The following is a 16,914-nucleotide window of genomic DNA, read 5'->3' as shown; positions in this document are numbered from 1 at the left end:
CGTTCGAGGGGCGCAGATAAAAAAATGAAATTTTGGCTACAAAAATGTCTTGCATTATTTAGATGAATTATGCTATAGTAATAATTGTCCTTCAGATGGAAGGCTCACGGAGGGATACCGAAGTGGTCATAACGGGGCGGTCTTGAAAACCGTTAGGCGGCAACGTCACGGGGGTTCGAATCCCTCTCCCTCCGCCATAATCGTATTATCAAGTTTTTTAGGGTAAAACGTATTGATTATAAACCAGACCGTTAGAAAAGCAGATGGTATATTACCATCTGCTTTTTTGCGTTTTCTACAGCAGGTCTGTATTGATATGAGAAGGATGATGAAAGAGAGAAGAACGAGTTTATTTTGACAAAGAAGGCAGAAGGTCAACGGATCGTACGATCAATGACTATCAGTATTGATTTTTCTAAATATTCATCTTGACAAACCACAGTTGAGTGCCATATCATAACATTATAGTCGTATGGTCAGACCATAAGTCCATAAGACATTAAGATGGTTGTTAACATTTAATAAATGATAAAAACTTAAAAGGAGCGCTCTGTATATGCCTAAATTCTACCAGGTCGATCCACAATCTATATCCCAAATATGTTCGGATATTCTAAAAAGCTATCAGGTTCCAGAGGAGGATGCTGAGATCGTTTCCAAGTCTTTAGTAGAGGCAGATCTTAGAGGGGTTAGCAGCCACGGTGTGATTAGACTATCCATTTATTTGAAAAGGATAGAGAAAGGAATTATGAAAAGCAATCCCAACATCCAATTTGTTAAGGAAACACAAAATACAGCTGTCTTAGATGGAGATTACGGGTTGGGACAAGTGGTTTCTCAACGGGCGATTTCCAGGTTGATTCAAAAAATGAAGGAGAACCATTTAGGTGCCATTGCGGTCCGCAGAAGTAACCATTTTGGGGCAGGGGCTTATTGGGCGATGCAATTACAGGAACATGACATGATTGGAATTGCTGTTAGTAATGTGGAACCACTCATGGCCCCTCCGGGTGGAGCTGCTGCAAGAGTAGGGAATAATCCATTAGCTTTGGCTGTCCCTGCGGGAAAGGAAAAGCCGATTATTCTGGATATGGCAACGAGTGTTGTACCGTTGGGAAGAATTGTAGCGGCGAAAAGTAAAGGTGAGTCTATACCGTTAGGATGGGCGGTAAACCGGTTAGGACAGGCTACGACGGATCCTGATGAAGTAATTAATGGTGGAAATCTCTTCCCAGTAGGCGGACCGAAAGGATATGGAATCGCGGTAATGATTGACATTTTATCCGCATTGCTCAGCGGTGGTGCCATCGGACCGGACATTCATTCGTTATATCAAGATTTCAACAATCCGAATGATATCAGTCATTTCTTCATGGCTATTCGCATAGACGCGTTTATGGATCCGCGAGTATTCCGTGAATCAGTCGATCGCTATATTCAATATATGAAAAATACTCCGTTGGCGCCAAATACGAATCAAGTTTACCTGCCTGGGGAAATCGAAATATTAAATAAAGAAAGAAATTTGAAAGAGGGCATTACATTACCAGCTGCCGTAGTGGAAGAGATTGTATCCTATGCAAAAAAAGCATCCGTGTCTTCTGACCTTATAAATAAACTAAAAGTATCACCGTTAGATGAATAGATAACATTTGAAAGTGAGGATATATATGAAATTAGTTAGTTTCTATATGGATAATCAAGTTGGTTTAGGTGTGAAAACGGAACAAGGTATTCTAAACGTTAAGCGTGCGAGTGAAGTATTTAATGTACCCGTCCCGGGTTCGATGGAAGAGGTCATCCATAGTGGAGATGAGGATCTAGGTTCATTACACAGACTAACTCAGATGGCTCAGGACAATCTAACAAAAGATGAACTGTTTATTCAAGAAGAAATGATTCAATATGCTCCGTCTGTAACAAACCCTGAAAAGATTATTTGTGTAGGGTTGAACTATAAGAATCACGCTGAAGAATCTAAGATGCAAGTTCCGTCAAGCCCTATTTTATTCAGTAAGTTCAGCAACTCCCTGGCAGCGCACAACGAGGTTATTCCGCTTCCTTCCGGTGCGGAGAAATTTGACTATGAAGCAGAATTGGTGATTGTCATTGGGAAAACTGCTAAAGAAGTCAGCAAGAAAGAAGCCCTTTCATATGTATTTGGCTATACCGTAGGGAATGACCTGTCTGCCCGTGACCTTCAATTTAGAACAGGTCAATGGCTTCTCGGCAAGGCTCTTGACAAATTTGCTCCGATTGGACCTTACATCGTAACGACTGATGAAATCCCTAACCCGCAAGAACTGGATATTACGTGCAAGGTGAATGGGATTTTACGCCAATCGTCAAACACCAAAGATATGATCTTTGATTGTGCAACGATCGTAAGCTATGTTTCTCAATACATGACTCTAAAACCGGGAGATATCATTTTATCCGGAACTCCTGATGGAGTGATATTAGGTTATCCTGAAGAACAGCAGATCTGGTTGAAGTCTGGTGATGAAATTTCGGTTTCCATTGAGAAGATCGGAACGCTGACCAATATTCTGTCTTAATATAAGGAGATTTATATTCAGAGAATTCCCTTAATGGATAATTTGAATGGATATAGGTTCATGAAATTGATTTCACGATTTATTTTTATATATTTTTGTAGTATGGTCAGACTATGTAATATGTTGACCAATAGAAAGGTGAAAAAAATGATTGAACCTGTCAAACGTTCAAATATCGGGGATATGATCGTAAACCAAATCAAAGAGCTTATACTGGAAGGAAAACTAAAACCCGGAGACAAACTGATGCCGGAGCGCGAACTGATGGAAATCCTCCAAGTTGGCAGAACTTCTTTAAGGGAAGCTTTAAAAGTACTTGAATCACAAGGTTTAATTCAAAGGTCACAGAAAGGGACATTTATTTCAAGTAACTATCATGACTTTTTTTCGGATACGCTTATGTACCAGCTCTATTTGGCAGATACGGAGATGGAAGATATTTTTGAAACTAGGCGTATTATTGAAAAGGAATTAACCTATTTGGCAGCCCAACGTGCCGATGAGGAAGATCTAAATGGGATATTGATAGCGGTTCAAGGAATGGAAAAAGCCATTGAAATGAATGATCAAAAGGGGTTTGTCTCAGCTGATATGCTCTTTCATGAGCGGATTGCAAAATCCTCTAAAAATCTTGTCATGAATGACCTCTATAATTCAATTAAAAATTTGGTATTTCGTGTACAAGAAAAAGTGGTTATGGTTCCGGGAGTGATGAATGAATCATTAGAATTCCATAAGAAAATCTATGACACCATTAAAAACCGGAAACCGGAAGAAGCAAGTATGCTTATGTTAAATCACATGCTGCAAGTGCAGAGGTTTTTAAAGAACAAATAGGCGGGATACTTTCGCGAAGAGCGAAGTCTATGTTGGTGGCTGGATTACTGGCAAGGTGAAAACCATGATTCAGCTTAAACATATATATATTGACTAAATATATCGGATAATAATATTATTCAATCAAATCACATTATTATGGTCAGACCATCTAATGATTATACATGTAAACCATAAATGGAAGTGAGAGACATAATGAAAGGGTGATCCCTATTTTCGCGGATAAAAATTCTGTTCACTTAGGTACATGGGTACAGATTAACAATGCAGAAGTAATTGAAATGATTGGCACTAGCGACTTTGACTTCATTGTCATTGATATGGAGCACGGGAATATCTGGTTGGAATCTGTAGAGCATTTAATACGTGCTGCTGAAAATTCAAATTTGTATCCCATTGTTCGGGTACCGGAAAATAATGCTTCTTTGATTTTAAAGGTGTTGGACCTCGGTGCAAAAGGAATTCTGGTCCCTCATATTTCCAGTAAGGAGGATGCTGAGAAAGCAGTCAAAGCGGCGAAATACTCTCCTTTAGGAGAACGGGGCTCCTGTCCTTGTATCCGAGCCGGCCGGCATATGGTGGAAAATTGGAGTTCTTTCTCAAGGAAAAGTAATGAAGAAGTCAAAGTGATCCTACTTATTGAAGGGGAAGAGGGGGTGGCGAATTTTCATGAAATTGTAACCATCCCGGGAGTAGATGCCTATATGATCGGTCCTTTTGATTTATCCGTATCATTAGGAGTTCCGGGTGAAGTGAGTCACCCATTGGTGGAGCAGAAATTCAAAGAAGTTAGTGAAATCATCAGGAAATATAACAAAGAATTAATTGGAGTTGACTTTTCTGCAAATGAAAGCGACATCATTTATAATCTTCAGAAATGGAGGGAAAGAGGATCGCGCATTTTCATGACCGGTATTGATAAGTGGATATTTAGCAAAGCGGTCAAAACAACTTCTTCTGTAATAAACAAATTAAGGGGAGAGATCAAAGCATGAAAAAATGGTTTAGAAAGAGTTCAGTTATTTTATCTTTAGCTGCTCTAGCCGTGATTGGCTGCTCCCAGTCTACTGAACAGGCCGGTTCTTCAAATTCTGCTTCAGGCGGAACAGATGGAACCGTTAAATTGAGTGTCGCTCACATCTTTCCCGAGAATCACCCGGGTGGTATCCATTTGAAAAAATTCGCGGAAGAAGTGAGCGCGAAAACAAATGGAGCGGTGGAAATTACAGTTCACCACGCCGGTGTTTTGGGAAGTGAAGCCGACGAAATTCAGCAGATTCAAGCGGGGAATCTGGATATGGCCCTGCTCTATGGAATTTCTAACTTCCAAAATATCGATCCACAGCTTGGGGTAGAAGAACTTCCATTTGTATTCAAGGACAAGGAGCATGCCCATAGGGCGTTGGACGGTGCTTTCGGAAAGGCGGTTTCGGAGAAGTTAGCCTCCAAAGGGTTCCAAGCTCTATCGTATTGGGAGAATGGATTCAGGCATTTTACCAATAATAAAATTCCGATCACCACACCGGAAGATATGAATGGAGTTAAATTCAGAAGTGCAGAAATCCCAATTCGTCTAGAAATGTTTAAACAGCTAAATGCGAGCGCTATCCCAATGGCCTTTACCGAATTGTTTACAGCCCTTCAACAAGGAACTGTGGATGGTCAGGAAAACCCTCTTTCCATTATCGAAACGAATAAATTCTATGAGGTGCAAAAATACTTGTCTCTTTCCGGACATATTTACAATTCCGCAGTTCTTGTAACCAGCCCACAAAGTATGGAGAAATTGTCTCCCGAACAGCAAAAGATTGTAGCGGAAGTGGCCGAAAAGATAAAAGCAGAAGAACGAGAAATGGTCAAGAAGCAAGATGAGGAACTCGTTGCCGTGTTAAAGGAAAAGGGAATGGAAGTAAATGAAATTGACCGCGAAGCCTTTGTAAAGGCTGTACAGCCGGTATGGAATGGCTTTACTTCGAAAAATGGAGATGAGCTGTTGAAATTGATCCAAGAAGCTGAGAAGCAATAATATGATCAGACTGCCCCCTGGAATTTTTTCTAGGGGGTCATTATAAAGGAGAATGTTATGAAAACACAAAATCCATTCCTTAATTTATTAGACCGTATCGTTCAAAATTTAACCATTATTTTATTCAGTTCGATGACCATTATTGTGTTTTCCCAGGTATTTGCAAGGTTTGTACTGAATCAATCCATTGATTGGGCGGAGGAATATGCTCGATATGCCATGATTTGGATTGCCTTTTTAGGTGCAGCGATGGGAGTAAAGAGAGGAGAACACACTAGAATCGATTTCTTTATCAACCTATTGAAGCCGAATATCAAAAAATGGATGGAAGTTTTTAATTGCCTTCTGTGTATCGTCTTTCTCGGCTTCTTGACGTATTATGCGATTGATTTCTTTCCGAGGGCCATGATCATGAAGAGTACTGCCCTTGAAATTCCCATGGGAGCCATTCAATTAATTTTGCCGATTTCCGGTGTCATCATGATTCTTTATTACCTGGCAGAAATCTATTCCATGATTCGGAAAAGCCCTGAAAACGTTGAGAAAGAAGGGGAGATCGCATGTTAATCTTTTCATTGCTTTTTCTATTACTGATCATGGGGCTTCCGGTGGGTTTTGCGATTGGAATTTCTTGTTTCCTGTTTCTCATGTTCGCGAATGGACCTGTATCACCCAATATTATAATGCAAAAAATGTTTTTCGGCATTGATTCATTTCCTTTACTGGCCCTTCCTTTCTTTATTTTGGCAGGGGATCTCATGGCCTACGGAACAACACCACGCTTGATGCGATTGGCAAATGCCTTTCTCGGGACTGTACGAGGCGGACTAGCAGGGGTAAATGTTGCCTCTTCCGCCTTTTTCGGCGCTATCTCGGGTTCCGGAGTGGCAACCGTAGCTGCGATCGGATCAGTGATTCAGCCGGAGATGGTCAAAAAAGGTTATGGAAAAGGTTTTACCGCTTCCCTTACAGCGGGTGGCGGTGTACTTGGAATGATTATTCCGCCAAGTATGCCCATGGTGGTTTTCGGTGTTACAGCAAGTGTATCGATCGGAGGCATGTTTTTAGGCGGAATTATCCCTGGGTTGCTCACTTCTCTGTTTCTTATTCTTTTCGGAATATGGGTTTCTCGAAAAAGAAACTATGGAGATACGGGGGTTAGCTTTAGTTTGAAAGAATGCGCGGCAGCGGTTCGCGCAGCGATTCTTCCGATCATGCTGCCCATCATTATCTTGGGTGGAGTCATGTCGGGTGTTTTCACTCCAACCGAATCTGCCGTTGTTGCTGTTGTGTACGCCTTTATTTTGGCGATGTTTGTTTACAGGGAATTGAAGTGGAAGGATTTAATAGAGGTCATAACCCGTTCCTCCATCACTAGTGCGATCATTTTGTTTATTATCTCGACCGCTGCTCCTTTTGGCTGGATCCTTACCATGGAGAAAATTCCCGTCATGCTGTCAGGTTTCATCACTGGATTGACTGACAGCAAGGTTATCATTATGATCCTCATAAGCATTCTTCTACTAATATTAGGAACATTTATGGAAACCATCGCCATTATCATTATTATGACTCCTATCCTTTTCCCCATTGCAACGGGTATTGGATTGGACCCTATCCATTTCGGAGTTATTATGATGCTTAATCTAGCGATTGGCGGTGTTACCCCGCCATTGGCTGTCGGTTTGTTCACATCTGCCAAAATTATCGGAATCCGAATAGAAGAAACGTTTCCGGATGTCCTGTATGTCGTAGGAATCATGCTTTTGGCCTATCTACTGGTTCTATTCGTACCGCAGTTAACACTTTTCATTCCTAGCTTGTTTGCTTGAGTTTACCCCTCACCATCGAGGAGGATGTTATGGATTGGGCGGCGGGCGGCGTACCGTAGGTAACGATTGAGAAGCGCCGCTGCGCAACTCAAAACGCCGTCACCCACGGCTCTTTTCGTCGCATTTTTCCTGATGACGGGACCTAGCCGTATTGGTTATAAACGATAAACGGGCCGCGAACGAAAAAACAGTCGCGGCCCGTCTTCAACTAAACGAAAGGGTTGTAATAGTAGAGTCCGTGGTAGTAGCGTTTTTCCGCCTTTTCCAGGGCTTTTGCCTTTTCGCTTTCCAGGCAGCTTTTCATCTGCTCCCAGTAGTCGGCGGTGGCATCCATTAAATCGACATCCATTTGATCTCCGATGAGGTTGCGGATGAGCTGCCAGTCATCGGGATGCTCGTACTGCTTCATACCGCCGCCGATCAGCCTGATATCGTGCAAAAGTTGTTTGACATCTTCAGGTATCATGGCTTTCCTCCCTGTAGAAAGATACGCTTAGGTTCGCCGAAAGCGTGCCTTCCTATCCTGAACAGGGGTGATGGCACGGGACGTATCGGTTATGATAGTAAGAAGGGAGGCGTGGCGTATGAGCGATAAAAAGACAAGGCATTTCTTGTTTCTGCTGATCCTTGCCACTCTGGCAATCGTGGTGCCGGGCTGCGTCACAAAATACCCGACGGTCACGGTGCAGGTGAAAGTAACGAACATCACCCCGGATGAAATTGCGGAGATCAAAAATACAGATGCGGCTGCCGACGATTTCAAAAAGCTCTATGTCATGATCAGGATCGATGAGTCGAAGAGGATGAAAGAGCGGCACATCACAGTGCCCAACCTCGTTTACCAGGTGGACCACTACGACCGGATCAGATCAGCCAGCGCTGGATCGTTCGAGCAGAATAACGTGGGCCAGGAAGATTTCGCGGTGTCGGAGCACTACGTTATCTTCGATGCCAGAGGCTTGGATGAACGTGCGATCCGCGAGATGGTCCAGGGCTCCTTCGCCCATGCCGGTTGGACAACGCCGGATGGCAAGAAGTCAGAGGATAAAATCTCAATTGAAAATTTGCTTCTGATCGAATAATAAGAACGAGCGGAAGCCTGGCTGTTCGCCGCGTCGGGGGAAGCCGGGCTTCTTGTTTGGATTACGAATTATTGGACCTTCTATCAATCGAATGCTTGGTATTTACTGTAGCTGTCATCGGGATTCTACTTCCGTATTGCAAATTTTTTGATGACCCAAATGAATAAAGCGGGCTATTTTCTACCCGCTTCCGCTTCATCCCGCTATTTTAGGGGAAAGGAGAGAATCTGCCTTCCATCAAGGATTCGATGCACTCATGCACATCCATTGAAATGGACAAGTGGACTTCCGGAATTTGGGCGACAAATTTCCCTCTTTCCACGTGATAGGTCAATTTGCCGGTCGGGTGGATATCGTACAGGGTAACGTCTTGTTTTGACTCGATGGCCAACTGGCTGACTTCGCGAAGGGCGACAAACAGCTCCCCCCAGACGGGAAGGTACGGTTTTTGCCGGTATTGCCACAAAAGCTGGTAGAGACGGTTTGTAAGATGTTCCAGCAGCAGTTTGTTTCTCTCTGTCATTATGATCACCACTGGACTATTACCCTGATCATGTGCAGGCAAAACAATCTTTTGACGGAAATTCTCTTCAAGGATAGAAAACACAACCTTCCAAAGGAGCTTGACATTATGGGGGATTGGATGAAGAATCATTTGCACGATTGCCGTATCCCTCATTTGGAATGTATTGCATCACCAAATCAGTCCGATTGGCGCGGTTATCGGTGATAAAGTAATCATCCATGATCTGGGTGTGATGAAACGTGAGCAAGTCGTTGTTCAGAATATTTGGAGTTTCACTCAACAAGACACCCGGGATTTTCACGGTTGGCCAACTGCCAAGAAAGCAGAGGGAAAGTAGAAGTCGTGATAAAAAGCAAGCGATTGTGGAAAAGGCCGGAATACGCTGAAGTGAAAGAAGCAATGAATGTATGGCTATACCTATCCAACGGAAGCCGCCCGAGGATATCAATGCCGTCACGGTAGCTTTCATTATAAAGGGAATCATCGGTCAACGTACAGTCGGTATTCGCAAGTCAGAGTTTGAACATTTGTATCAAAACTTGGAAGGCAAAGATTTGAGCAGAGAACAAATCATCGACGAATTAACCAAACAGTGGGGAAAGGATACAAATTACCGCCCTGTGATGTGATCCGTCGAGTGTTGGATATCCAGCTTCCCTCATACAGGGAAGCTATTTTTATCGTCGCATAATCCCCCCTCATCCGGGGAGACTACTCGAATGGAAAAACGTATCTCGTTTAAAGGGGGAGGTTCCGTGAAGGCAATCGGTCTAAGCGTGATGCGGAAAGAGGCAGCCAATAAGGTTACCGGTGCGGCTACCTATACGGGTGATTTGGCCGTACCGGGACTTTTGCATGCCAAACTGTTGACAAGCCCCTTCGCTCACGCCAGGATCATTTCGATAGATACGGCAGAGGCAAAGAAAATGCCGGGAGTCCGCGCCATCGTAACGGGAAGGGATATCCCGATTTTGACCGGCTCTCCTTTGGAAGACCGTCCCATCATGGCGATTGACAAGACCAGGTATCACGGCGAACCGATTGCGGTTGTCGTGGCCGACAGCGAACATGAGGCGATGCGGGCGTGCAGCCAGATCAAAGTGGATTACGAACCGCTGCCCGTCGTCAATTCTCCCAGCGAAGCGATTTTGCCGGACGCTCCCTTGGTGCATGAACATCTGGCGAGGTATAAACAGGTAAAAACCGTTTCTCCTCTGCCGGGCACCAATATCGCCAACCACACCAAGATCCACAAAGGGGATATCAAACAAGGGTGGGCGGAGTGCGACGTCGTCGTCGAGGCCTCTTTTTCGTTTCCGCAGACGGACCACGCGGCGATGGAGACTCGCTGTGTCCAGGCGGAAATCCTGCCCGATGGCTGCGTGACGATTCACGCCTCAAGCCAAGGCCCGTTTATCGTGAAGAAAACCATCAGCAAAACCTTTCAGATCGATATGGGGAAAATTACCGTACATACGCCGCTGGTCGGCGGAGGATTTGGCGGCAAGGCGGCGATCCAGCTTGAATTGATCGCGTATGCGGCTTCCAAAGCAGTCGGCGGCAGACGGGTCAAATTGGTCAATTCCAGAGAAGAAGACATGATCACGTCCCCTGTACACATCGGATTGGATGCCAAGGTAAAGCTCGGCTGCACGAAGGACGGCATCCTCAAGGCAGCGGAGATCACCTGTTACTTTGACGGCGGCGCCTATACGGATGAAGGAGCGGACATCAGCAAGGTGGCCGCACTGGATTGTACCGGACCGTACCGGGTCGACAACGTCAAGTGCGACACCTACAGCATGTACACCAACCACCCGTACGCCACGGCTTTCCGCGGCTACGGGCATGTCGAGCTTAATTTTCCCATTGAACGGACAATGGACATGCTGGCGGAAAAGCTGAACATGGATCCACTGGAGCTCCGCTTGAAAAATGTCATCAAGCCGGGCGACACCAATCCGTCTCAGGCGGTCTTGACAAAAAACGCCATCGGCGATTTGGAGAAGTGCCTGCTGGGGCTCAAAGAATTGATGAACTGGGACGAGGGACGCCGAAGGGAAACGGTATCGGGCAAGGTCAGGGCCAAAGGGATCAGCTGTCTCTGGAAAACGTCGATCACCCCGACCAACGCCTCTTCGGGAGCGATTGTCACGTTTAACAAGGACGGGAGCGTCAACCTCAACTGCGGCGTAGTGGAGATCGGCCAGGCCACCAAAACCGTACTGGCGCAAATGCTCGCAGAAAAATTGAAAATGGACGTAAACAGGGTCCACGTGACGATGGATGTGAACACCGATGTCAATCCGGAACACTGGAAGACGGTTGCCAGCTGTTCTGCGATCATGGTCGGGAATGCCGTGCTCCAGGCCGCTGATGACGCGATTCGGCAGCTTCAGAGCACGGCTTCGATCGCGCTTCGCTGTGCCCCTGAAGAGGTGGAGATCGCCGAGGAGAGAGCTTTTCTCAGGCACGATCCCCAGGTGTTCGTCAAGCTCAAGGACATCGCCTACGGCTACATGTACGCCAACGGGAACGCGGTCGGCGGACAGGTCATCGGGCGGGGGAGTTACATCATGAAGCATCTGACCAACATCGATCAGGCTGCCGGAACCGGCGTGCCCGGTCCGGAGTGGACCGTAGGGGCACAAGCCGTAGAGGTGGAGTTTGATCCCAGGACCTGTACCTACGAACTTGTGACGGCGGTGTCGGTGATCGACGCGGGCAAGGTGTTGAACCCAAAGACGGCGGCAGGCCAGGTAATGGGCGGGATGTGCATGGGACTTGGCCTCGCCAGCAGGGAAGGCTTTCTCTACGACGACAACGGCACTGTGAAAAACCAGCAGTTTCGCTCCTACAAATTGATGCGCTTCGGTGAAAATCCCGCCTATGTCGTCAAGTTCATTGAAACGCCCAAGCTGGATTCCCCGTACGGCGCCCGCAGCGTGGGCGAACACGGGATTATCGGGATGCCGGGAGCACTGGCCAACAGCCTCTCCACAGCCGCACAGGTCAATCTCAATCAGCTGCCGTTGACACCTGAGAGTATCTGGAGGTTGAAAACGGAGGGAGATTCGTGATTCCATTTGACTTCGAATACTACAAACCCGCTTCCTGCAAGGAAGCGGTATCCCTGTTTCTCGAGCTGCACGATCGGGGCAAACAGCCGCTCTACTACAGCGGCGGAACCGAGATCATCACGATGGCCAGACTGAATCAGGTATACACGGAGGCGGTCGTCGACATTAAGGGCATTCCCGAATGCAATGTTTTGGAACAGCAGGGGGAGCAGCTCGTCTTCGGCGGAGCCATCACGTTGGCGCAAATCGAGGAGTCGGGAATGTTTCCTTTGCTGGCCAAGGCCTGCCACCACATCGCCGACCACACGTCGCGCTGCAAAATTACGCTTGGCGGCAACATTTGCGGCAATATCATGTACCGGGAAGCTGTCCTGCCAGCCCTCCTGACGGACAGCGAGGTCGTCATCGCCGGAGAAGACGGCCTGCGGCAGGTTTCGATTCACGAGGTATTTGACCAACAGCTGCAGGTAAAGAAGGGGGAGTTTCTCGTTCAGCTCATCACAGAGAAAAGATTTGCCGATCAGCCTTTTTTCTGCGAAAAGAAGACCAAGCTGGACAAGATCGACTATCCCTTGCTTACGCTGGCCGCACTCAAAGTGGATGACCAGATCAGGGTTGCGCTGAGCGGGGTGTGCGCTTTTCCGTTTCGCCAAGCGGCGATCGAGCGGTACTTGAACCACAGGGAGAGTCCCGCGGCCGAACGGGTCGACAACGCGTTGCGCCAGCTGCCTGCACCTGTTTTGGACGATCTTCTCGGTTCGTCCGGGTATCGCAGGTTCGTGCTGCGTAATACACTATTTGATGCATTGGAAGCGTTGGAAGGAGCGGAGACATGAGCGAAAAAGCTTCGTTTCGGATCCATGTGAACGGGGAAGGACGGGACGTCCTGGTCCGCTCAGCGGATACCCTGCTCTATACTCTGCGCGATCAGCTCGGACTGACCGGGGCAAAACCGGGATGTGAAAACGGCGATTGCGGCGCCTGTACCGTCCTGGTCGACGGCTGGCCGACGAAGTCATGCATGATGCTGGCTGTCGAAGCGGATGGGCGGAGCATAACCACGATCGAGGGATTAACAGACAGCCCGGTTCAGAAGGCGTTCCTGGAGCATTGGGGATTTCAGTGCGGCTACTGCACCTCCGGATTTATTATGAACGGACATGCGCTGACCGAGATCCATCCCGATGCGAGCGACCCGCTGGTAGAAAATTGGCTTCAATCAAATATCTGCCGCTGTACGGGCTACCAGGAAATCAAAGAGGCGATCAAGTCGGTGCTGGCGAAAACCGAATCTTGAAAAATGATCAAACGGGAAATGCCGCAGCATTGGAAAGAGGGGAAGGGGAAACCTCCCCTTTTGCAGAAGTTAAGGGGGAGATGAATGAACTTGGAGGTTGGTTGCTATTTCTACATTGCTCTTGTGGGACATTGACGGGACCTTGATCAGCGGCAGGGGAGCGGGCAGGAGAGCGATGAACAAGGCTTTTCTGCAGCTTTACGGCGTGAGCGAAGCGTTCGACCTGGTCGAGGACATGGCGGGCGGATTGGATTATGCCTTTATCGAAGCGGTATTTGCCCAGCATCAGGCAAAAGAGCCCCGGATCGATACATTCCTGGAGGCATACTTTCAGGCGCTGGAGGATGAAGTGGCAGAAGGGCGAACAGAGCTGCTGCCGGGCGTGCTGGACATTCTCGAAAGAGGCGTCCGGGAGCGGTCGGTTTTCCATGCGCTGGGAACCGGCAACGTCGAGGGTGGCGCGCGGATAAAGCTCCAGGTGTTTGACCTCAACCGGTTTTTCCCGGTTGGCGGGTTTTGCGAGGCGGAGGCGGAGCGTCATCTTGTACTGCAAAAAGGCGTTCGGCTGGCGGAGGAATACTACCGGGTCGCCTTCGCGCCAAGAGATGTCATCGTCATCGGGGATACCACCAGGGATATCGATGCTGCCAGGCGGATGGGCGCCCGCGTGATTGCCGTTGCGACTGGAGGCAGCAGTGCCGAAGAGCTGCTCAAGGCCGAGCCTGATTTGCTGCTGCGCGATTTACGTGATGCGGATGCATTCTTTTCTTTTGTTCAGGGATGATATCAAGGCGAATACAAACAGAAGTCACAAAAACAGCAACAAACCAATATTGAAACAAAAATTCAAATTGAAAATTTTGTCTGAAAATAATAGAATAGAATGGAAAAAGCCGACTTTATTGTGTGATTTGACAGAAAACGGCTGGCTGGGAAACGATAACGCGAGGCGAAGCGTATGGCAAACGATATCAATGCGAGGGTTGAAACCCGATTGGCGTCAGATCGCCACCGGGCCATCATCGATTTGTTGGAAGAACGCGGGACGCTCAGGGTCGCGGACTTAAGCAAGCGATTTCAAGTGACAGAAGAGACGATCCGCAGGGATTTGGAACGATTGGAAGGCGAAGGGGCGCTGCTTCGGGTACATGGCGGTGCCGTGCGCAACCGCAAGGAGGGACTGGAAATCCCTGCTCTGCAGCGGGAGGCTTTGAACAGGGAAGAAAAGCGGGCGATCGGTGTGACCGCAGCTTCCCTGGTCGAGGACGGAGAAATTATCGCACTGGATGCCAGCACGACCTGCCTGCAGCTGGCGAAGCATCTGCCTGATCTGCATCTGACGGTCCTGACCAATTCGATCGCGGTCGTCCTGGAACTGGCCAGCCGGGAGAATGTCAACGTGATCCTGGCCGGGGGGTACTTTCGCCGGGAGTCACTTTCCCTGTTGGGTGTTCCTACGGAGAACATGATCGAGGGGTACCACGTGGACAAGTATTTTTTCTCCTGCCACGGATTTGACTTGAGAAGAGGCGTCAGTGAAGCGGACGAATTGCAGGCACAGGTGAAAAAAAGATTCATCTCGATTTCCGAACAACTGATTTTACTGGCGGACAGCAGCAAGTACAACCGCAAATCCCTGGTTCGCCTGACTGGATTGGAAAAGGTGGACAAACTGGTCACAGATAACAAGCTGCCTGTCAACTGTATAAAAGAAGTGAAACAAAAAGGGGTCAATATCCTGGTGGCGGAGTAATGGCTGACCTCAAAAAAACAAGCCGGAATGCGATTAAATGCATTCCGGCTTGTTTTTTGGCAATCTTTTTGTTTCTTTATTTGGTTTTATTTTTGTTTAAGAAGAATTAATGTTGAAAACAAAATAGATGGAATTTATAATATATTCAGAATAATGATTGAAAGCGTTTTACCCTGGGGTAACGATAAGCGGGGTTGGCATTGATATTGGCACCGAATCAGCCAGAGGAAAGGAGCAAGGAGTGTGACGCTGATAGGACCGTCGCTGATGTGCGCCGATCTCGGCAGACTGAAAGAAACGGTGGAGGCGTTGGAGCAGGCGGGAGTTGACTTTTATCACTTCGACATCATGGATGGAAGCTTCGTCCCGAATTTTACGATGGGGCCGGACATGGTGAAAGCGCTGCGACCGTACACGAACAAGCCGTTCGATGTCCACCTGATGGCAGACGAACCGGAGAGGCACATCGACCTGTTCGCGGCGGCCGGAGCCGATCTGATCAGTGTCCACGCGGAAGCGAAGGGGCATCTGCAGCGAACCCTGCAGCGCATTCGCAGTCACGGACTGAGGGCCGGCGTGGCGCTTAATCCTTCCACACCGCTCTGCGTGCTCGACTACGTCCTGGACGTGACGGATTACGTCTGTGTCATGTCCGTGAATCCGGGCTTTGCCGGACAGACGTTTATTCCCAGTATCTATGGGAAGATCGCGCGGTTGAAACGGATCATCGAAGAGAGCGGAGAAGAGATTCTCATCCAGGTAGACGGAAACGTCAGCTTCGAAACGATCCCCCGAGTGCTTCAAAACGGTGCAGCGATGCTGGTCTGCGGCACGTCCAGCCTGTTTCGGCCGGGGGTGGAGGTGGGGTCCGCCGTAAGTGAGCTGCGTCGTTTCATACGTACGGGGGCAAGCCTGCAGACGTAGGCACACGCTCCTGACTGGAGGTCTTCTATCATGAAAATCGCTGTAGTTGGCAGTATCAATACGGATATCGTCGCATTGGCCGACCAGTACCCGGGGCGCGGGGACAAGATGGTTGGCCGATCCGTGGAGATTTTATCGGGAGGGATGGGAGCCAATCAGGCGACGACATGCGCCAAACTGGGGAAAGAGGCGGTGTTGATCGGCTGCGTCGGGAGTGATGTGTTTGGCGACAGATTGATCGATACCCTGCAGCGAAACGGCGTAGACGTCAGCCGGATCAAGCGGGCTGGCCACATTCACACGGGCGTCGCCCTGATCACGATCGATGAGACGGCGGAAAACACCATCCTGGTCATCAAGGGGGCAAACGATGCGCTGGCGGCAGAGGATATCGCCAAGTGCGCCGCAGAGATTGAACGAAGCCATGTGATGCTGGTCCAGATGGAAGTCCCCGAAGAAGCGGTGATTCAGGCCATGGCCAAGGCCCGCGCGTCCGGAGTTTACGTGATTCTCGATCCTGCCCCGGCAGAAGGGGTGACCGTCAGGACGCTGGATTTGGCTGATGTAGTCATTCCGAACAGGCAGGAAGCCAGACACCTGACCGGGATCGACGCGGTAGATGCCGATTCGGCCCTGGCCGCAGCCAGGTATTTTGCCGGTATGGGCGTCAAGCAATCGATCATCAAAATGGGCGAGCGAGGGTCGCTGGTCTATGTCGACGGAGTCTGGGAACACGTCCAGGCAGTCCCGATCACCCCGGTCGACACCTCGGGAGCAGGCGATGTCTACGCCGGAGCGCTCGCCTGTGCTTTGGCGGACGGCCAGGACCTGTTTGCCGCCGCCCGCTTTGCCACGATTGCCGCGGCGCTGAAGGTGGGGCGGATGGGAGCGCAAGCGGGGATTCCTACGCTGCAGGAAGTGAATGATTTCTGCCGCGAGCGGCGGCTGACGCATTACATGCTGGAGAATCACTCGGCCTAGGGACAGGCAGAAGGGGGT

18 protein-coding genes and 1 tRNA gene are annotated in these 16,914 nt (G+C 48.5%); 17 read left to right on the top strand and 2 right to left on the bottom strand.

The features are described 5' to 3' along the window. Positions 1–108: 108 nt before the first annotated feature. From HGBM_RS04435 to HGBM_RS04400, 8 genes are all read left to right on the top strand, one after another. Positions 109–197: transfer RNA gene (locus HGBM_RS04435), tRNA-Ser, on the top strand. Between the two features lie 359 nt (positions 198–556). After that, a complete protein-coding gene (locus HGBM_RS04430) occupies positions 557–1,645 on the top strand; it encodes an Ldh family oxidoreductase (protein ID WP_019119888.1) in 1,089 nt (362 codons plus the stop codon). A gap of 25 nt (positions 1,646–1,670) precedes the next feature. Beyond that, complete coding sequence (locus HGBM_RS04425) at positions 1,671–2,558, top strand: fumarylacetoacetate hydrolase family protein (RefSeq protein WP_019119887.1); 888 nt, start codon at positions 1,671–1,673, stop codon at positions 2,556–2,558. A gap of 147 nt (positions 2,559–2,705) precedes the next feature. Then, positions 2,706–3,395, top strand: coding sequence for a FadR/GntR family transcriptional regulator (locus tag HGBM_RS04420; protein ID WP_035286525.1), 690 nt, complete (start codon positions 2,706–2,708; stop codon positions 3,393–3,395). Positions 3,396–3,598: 203 nt separating this feature from the next. Next, complete coding sequence (locus HGBM_RS26585; RefSeq protein ID WP_161605013.1) at positions 3,599–4,390, top strand: HpcH/HpaI aldolase family protein; 792 nt, start codon at positions 3,599–3,601, stop codon at positions 4,388–4,390. After that, on the top strand, positions 4,387–5,421 hold the full coding sequence (locus tag HGBM_RS04410) for a TRAP transporter substrate-binding protein (protein WP_019119884.1): 1,035 nt from the start codon (positions 4,387–4,389) through the stop codon (positions 5,419–5,421). Before HGBM_RS26585 ends, HGBM_RS04410 begins: the two co-directional genes overlap by 4 nt. 57 nt (positions 5,422–5,478) lie before the next feature. Continuing rightward, positions 5,479–5,988 (top strand): TRAP transporter small permease, encoded by a 510-nt coding sequence (locus HGBM_RS04405; RefSeq protein WP_019119883.1) that lies wholly within the window; start codon positions 5,479–5,481, stop codon positions 5,986–5,988. Continuing rightward, complete coding sequence (locus HGBM_RS04400; protein WP_019119882.1) at positions 5,982–7,253, top strand: TRAP transporter large permease; 1,272 nt, start codon at positions 5,982–5,984, stop codon at positions 7,251–7,253. Before HGBM_RS04405 ends, HGBM_RS04400 begins: the two co-directional genes overlap by 7 nt. Positions 7,254–7,461: 208 nt before the next feature. Here HGBM_RS04400 and HGBM_RS04395 read toward each other — a convergent pair whose 3' ends face one another. Further along, complete coding sequence (locus tag HGBM_RS04395; protein ID WP_019119881.1) at positions 7,462–7,719, bottom strand: hypothetical protein; 258 nt, start codon at positions 7,717–7,719, stop codon at positions 7,462–7,464. Between the two features lie 118 nt (positions 7,720–7,837). Between HGBM_RS04395 and HGBM_RS04390 the strand changes: the two genes are divergently transcribed. Continuing rightward, positions 7,838–8,335: a hypothetical protein gene (locus HGBM_RS04390; protein WP_019119880.1), complete on the top strand. Its 498-nt coding sequence runs from the start codon at positions 7,838–7,840 to the stop codon at positions 8,333–8,335. A gap of 208 nt (positions 8,336–8,543) precedes the next feature. Here HGBM_RS04390 and HGBM_RS04385 read toward each other — a convergent pair whose 3' ends face one another. Beyond that, on the bottom strand, positions 8,544–8,870 hold the full coding sequence (locus HGBM_RS04385; RefSeq protein WP_019119879.1) for a hypothetical protein: 327 nt from the start codon (positions 8,868–8,870) through the stop codon (positions 8,544–8,546). Between the two features lie 398 nt (positions 8,871–9,268). On the opposite strand from HGBM_RS04385, the gene HGBM_RS31280 reads away from it, so the two are divergent. The 8 genes from HGBM_RS31280 (at position 9,269) to rbsK (ending at position 16,896) form a co-directional block, all read left to right on the top strand. After that, on the top strand, positions 9,269–9,490 hold the full coding sequence (locus tag HGBM_RS31280) for a hypothetical protein (protein ID WP_019119878.1): 222 nt from the start codon (positions 9,269–9,271) through the stop codon (positions 9,488–9,490). A gap of 90 nt (positions 9,491–9,580) precedes the next feature. Next, positions 9,581–11,941, top strand: coding sequence for a xanthine dehydrogenase family protein molybdopterin-binding subunit (locus HGBM_RS04375; RefSeq protein WP_019119877.1), 2,361 nt, complete (start codon positions 9,581–9,583; stop codon positions 11,939–11,941). After that, complete coding sequence (locus HGBM_RS04370) at positions 11,938–12,777, top strand: FAD binding domain-containing protein (protein ID WP_019119876.1); 840 nt, start codon at positions 11,938–11,940, stop codon at positions 12,775–12,777. The genes HGBM_RS04375 and HGBM_RS04370 overlap by 4 nt, the downstream gene beginning before the upstream one ends. Further along, positions 12,774–13,238, top strand: coding sequence for a (2Fe-2S)-binding protein (locus tag HGBM_RS04365; RefSeq protein WP_019119875.1), 465 nt, complete (start codon positions 12,774–12,776; stop codon positions 13,236–13,238). Before HGBM_RS04370 ends, HGBM_RS04365 begins: the two co-directional genes overlap by 4 nt. Positions 13,239–13,335: 97 nt before the next feature. After that, entirely contained in the window at positions 13,336–14,022 is a 687-nt protein-coding gene (locus tag HGBM_RS04360) for an HAD family hydrolase (protein WP_147512801.1), read from the top strand. Between the two features lie 174 nt (positions 14,023–14,196). Then, positions 14,197–14,991 carry a DeoR/GlpR family DNA-binding transcription regulator gene (locus tag HGBM_RS04355; protein WP_019119873.1) on the top strand — a complete coding sequence of 265 codons (795 nt, stop codon included), beginning with the start codon at positions 14,197–14,199 and terminating at the stop codon, positions 14,989–14,991. A gap of 243 nt (positions 14,992–15,234) precedes the next feature. Then, on the top strand, positions 15,235–15,915 hold the full coding sequence (rpe, locus tag HGBM_RS04345; protein ID WP_019119871.1) for a ribulose-phosphate 3-epimerase: 681 nt from the start codon (positions 15,235–15,237) through the stop codon (positions 15,913–15,915). A gap of 30 nt (positions 15,916–15,945) precedes the next feature. Beyond that, complete coding sequence (gene rbsK, locus HGBM_RS04340) at positions 15,946–16,896, top strand: ribokinase (RefSeq protein ID WP_019119870.1); 951 nt, start codon at positions 15,946–15,948, stop codon at positions 16,894–16,896. Positions 16,897–16,914: the final 18 nt, after the last annotated feature.

It is taken from the genome of Brevibacillus massiliensis (assembly GCF_000311785.1).
Taxonomy (GTDB): Bacteria; Bacillota; Bacilli; order Brevibacillales; family Brevibacillaceae; genus Brevibacillus_C; species Brevibacillus_C massiliensis.
This window is presented reverse-complemented; position numbering and strand designations above follow the sequence as displayed.

Excerpts from the sequence above, each read along its gene's own strand:
- HGBM_RS04430 (WP_019119888.1), top strand. The coding sequence starts at position 557 with ATGCCTAAATTCTACCAGGTCGATCCACAATCTATATCCCAAATATGT.
- HGBM_RS04425 (WP_019119887.1), top strand. The coding sequence starts at position 1,671 with ATGAAATTAGTTAGTTTCTATATGGATAATCAAGTTGGTTTAGGTGTG.
- HGBM_RS04420 (WP_035286525.1), top strand. The coding sequence starts at position 2,706 with ATGATTGAACCTGTCAAACGTTCAAATATCGGGGATATGATCGTAAAC.
- HGBM_RS04410 (WP_019119884.1), top strand. The coding sequence starts at position 4,387 with ATGAAAAAATGGTTTAGAAAGAGTTCAGTTATTTTATCTTTAGCTGCT.
- HGBM_RS04405 (WP_019119883.1), top strand. The coding sequence starts at position 5,479 with ATGAAAACACAAAATCCATTCCTTAATTTATTAGACCGTATCGTTCAA.
- HGBM_RS04400 (WP_019119882.1), top strand. The coding sequence starts at position 5,982 with ATGTTAATCTTTTCATTGCTTTTTCTATTACTGATCATGGGGCTTCCG.
- HGBM_RS04395 (WP_019119881.1), bottom strand. The coding sequence starts at position 7,719 with ATGATACCTGAAGATGTCAAACAACTTTTGCACGATATCAGGCTGATC.
- HGBM_RS04390 (WP_019119880.1), top strand. The coding sequence starts at position 7,838 with ATGAGCGATAAAAAGACAAGGCATTTCTTGTTTCTGCTGATCCTTGCC.
- HGBM_RS31280 (WP_019119878.1), top strand. The coding sequence starts at position 9,269 with ATGGCTATACCTATCCAACGGAAGCCGCCCGAGGATATCAATGCCGTC.
- HGBM_RS04375 (WP_019119877.1), top strand. The coding sequence starts at position 9,581 with ATGGAAAAACGTATCTCGTTTAAAGGGGGAGGTTCCGTGAAGGCAATC.
- HGBM_RS04365 (WP_019119875.1), top strand. The coding sequence starts at position 12,774 with ATGAGCGAAAAAGCTTCGTTTCGGATCCATGTGAACGGGGAAGGACGG.
- HGBM_RS04355 (WP_019119873.1), top strand. The coding sequence starts at position 14,197 with ATGGCAAACGATATCAATGCGAGGGTTGAAACCCGATTGGCGTCAGAT.
- rbsK (WP_019119870.1), top strand. The coding sequence starts at position 15,946 with ATGAAAATCGCTGTAGTTGGCAGTATCAATACGGATATCGTCGCATTG.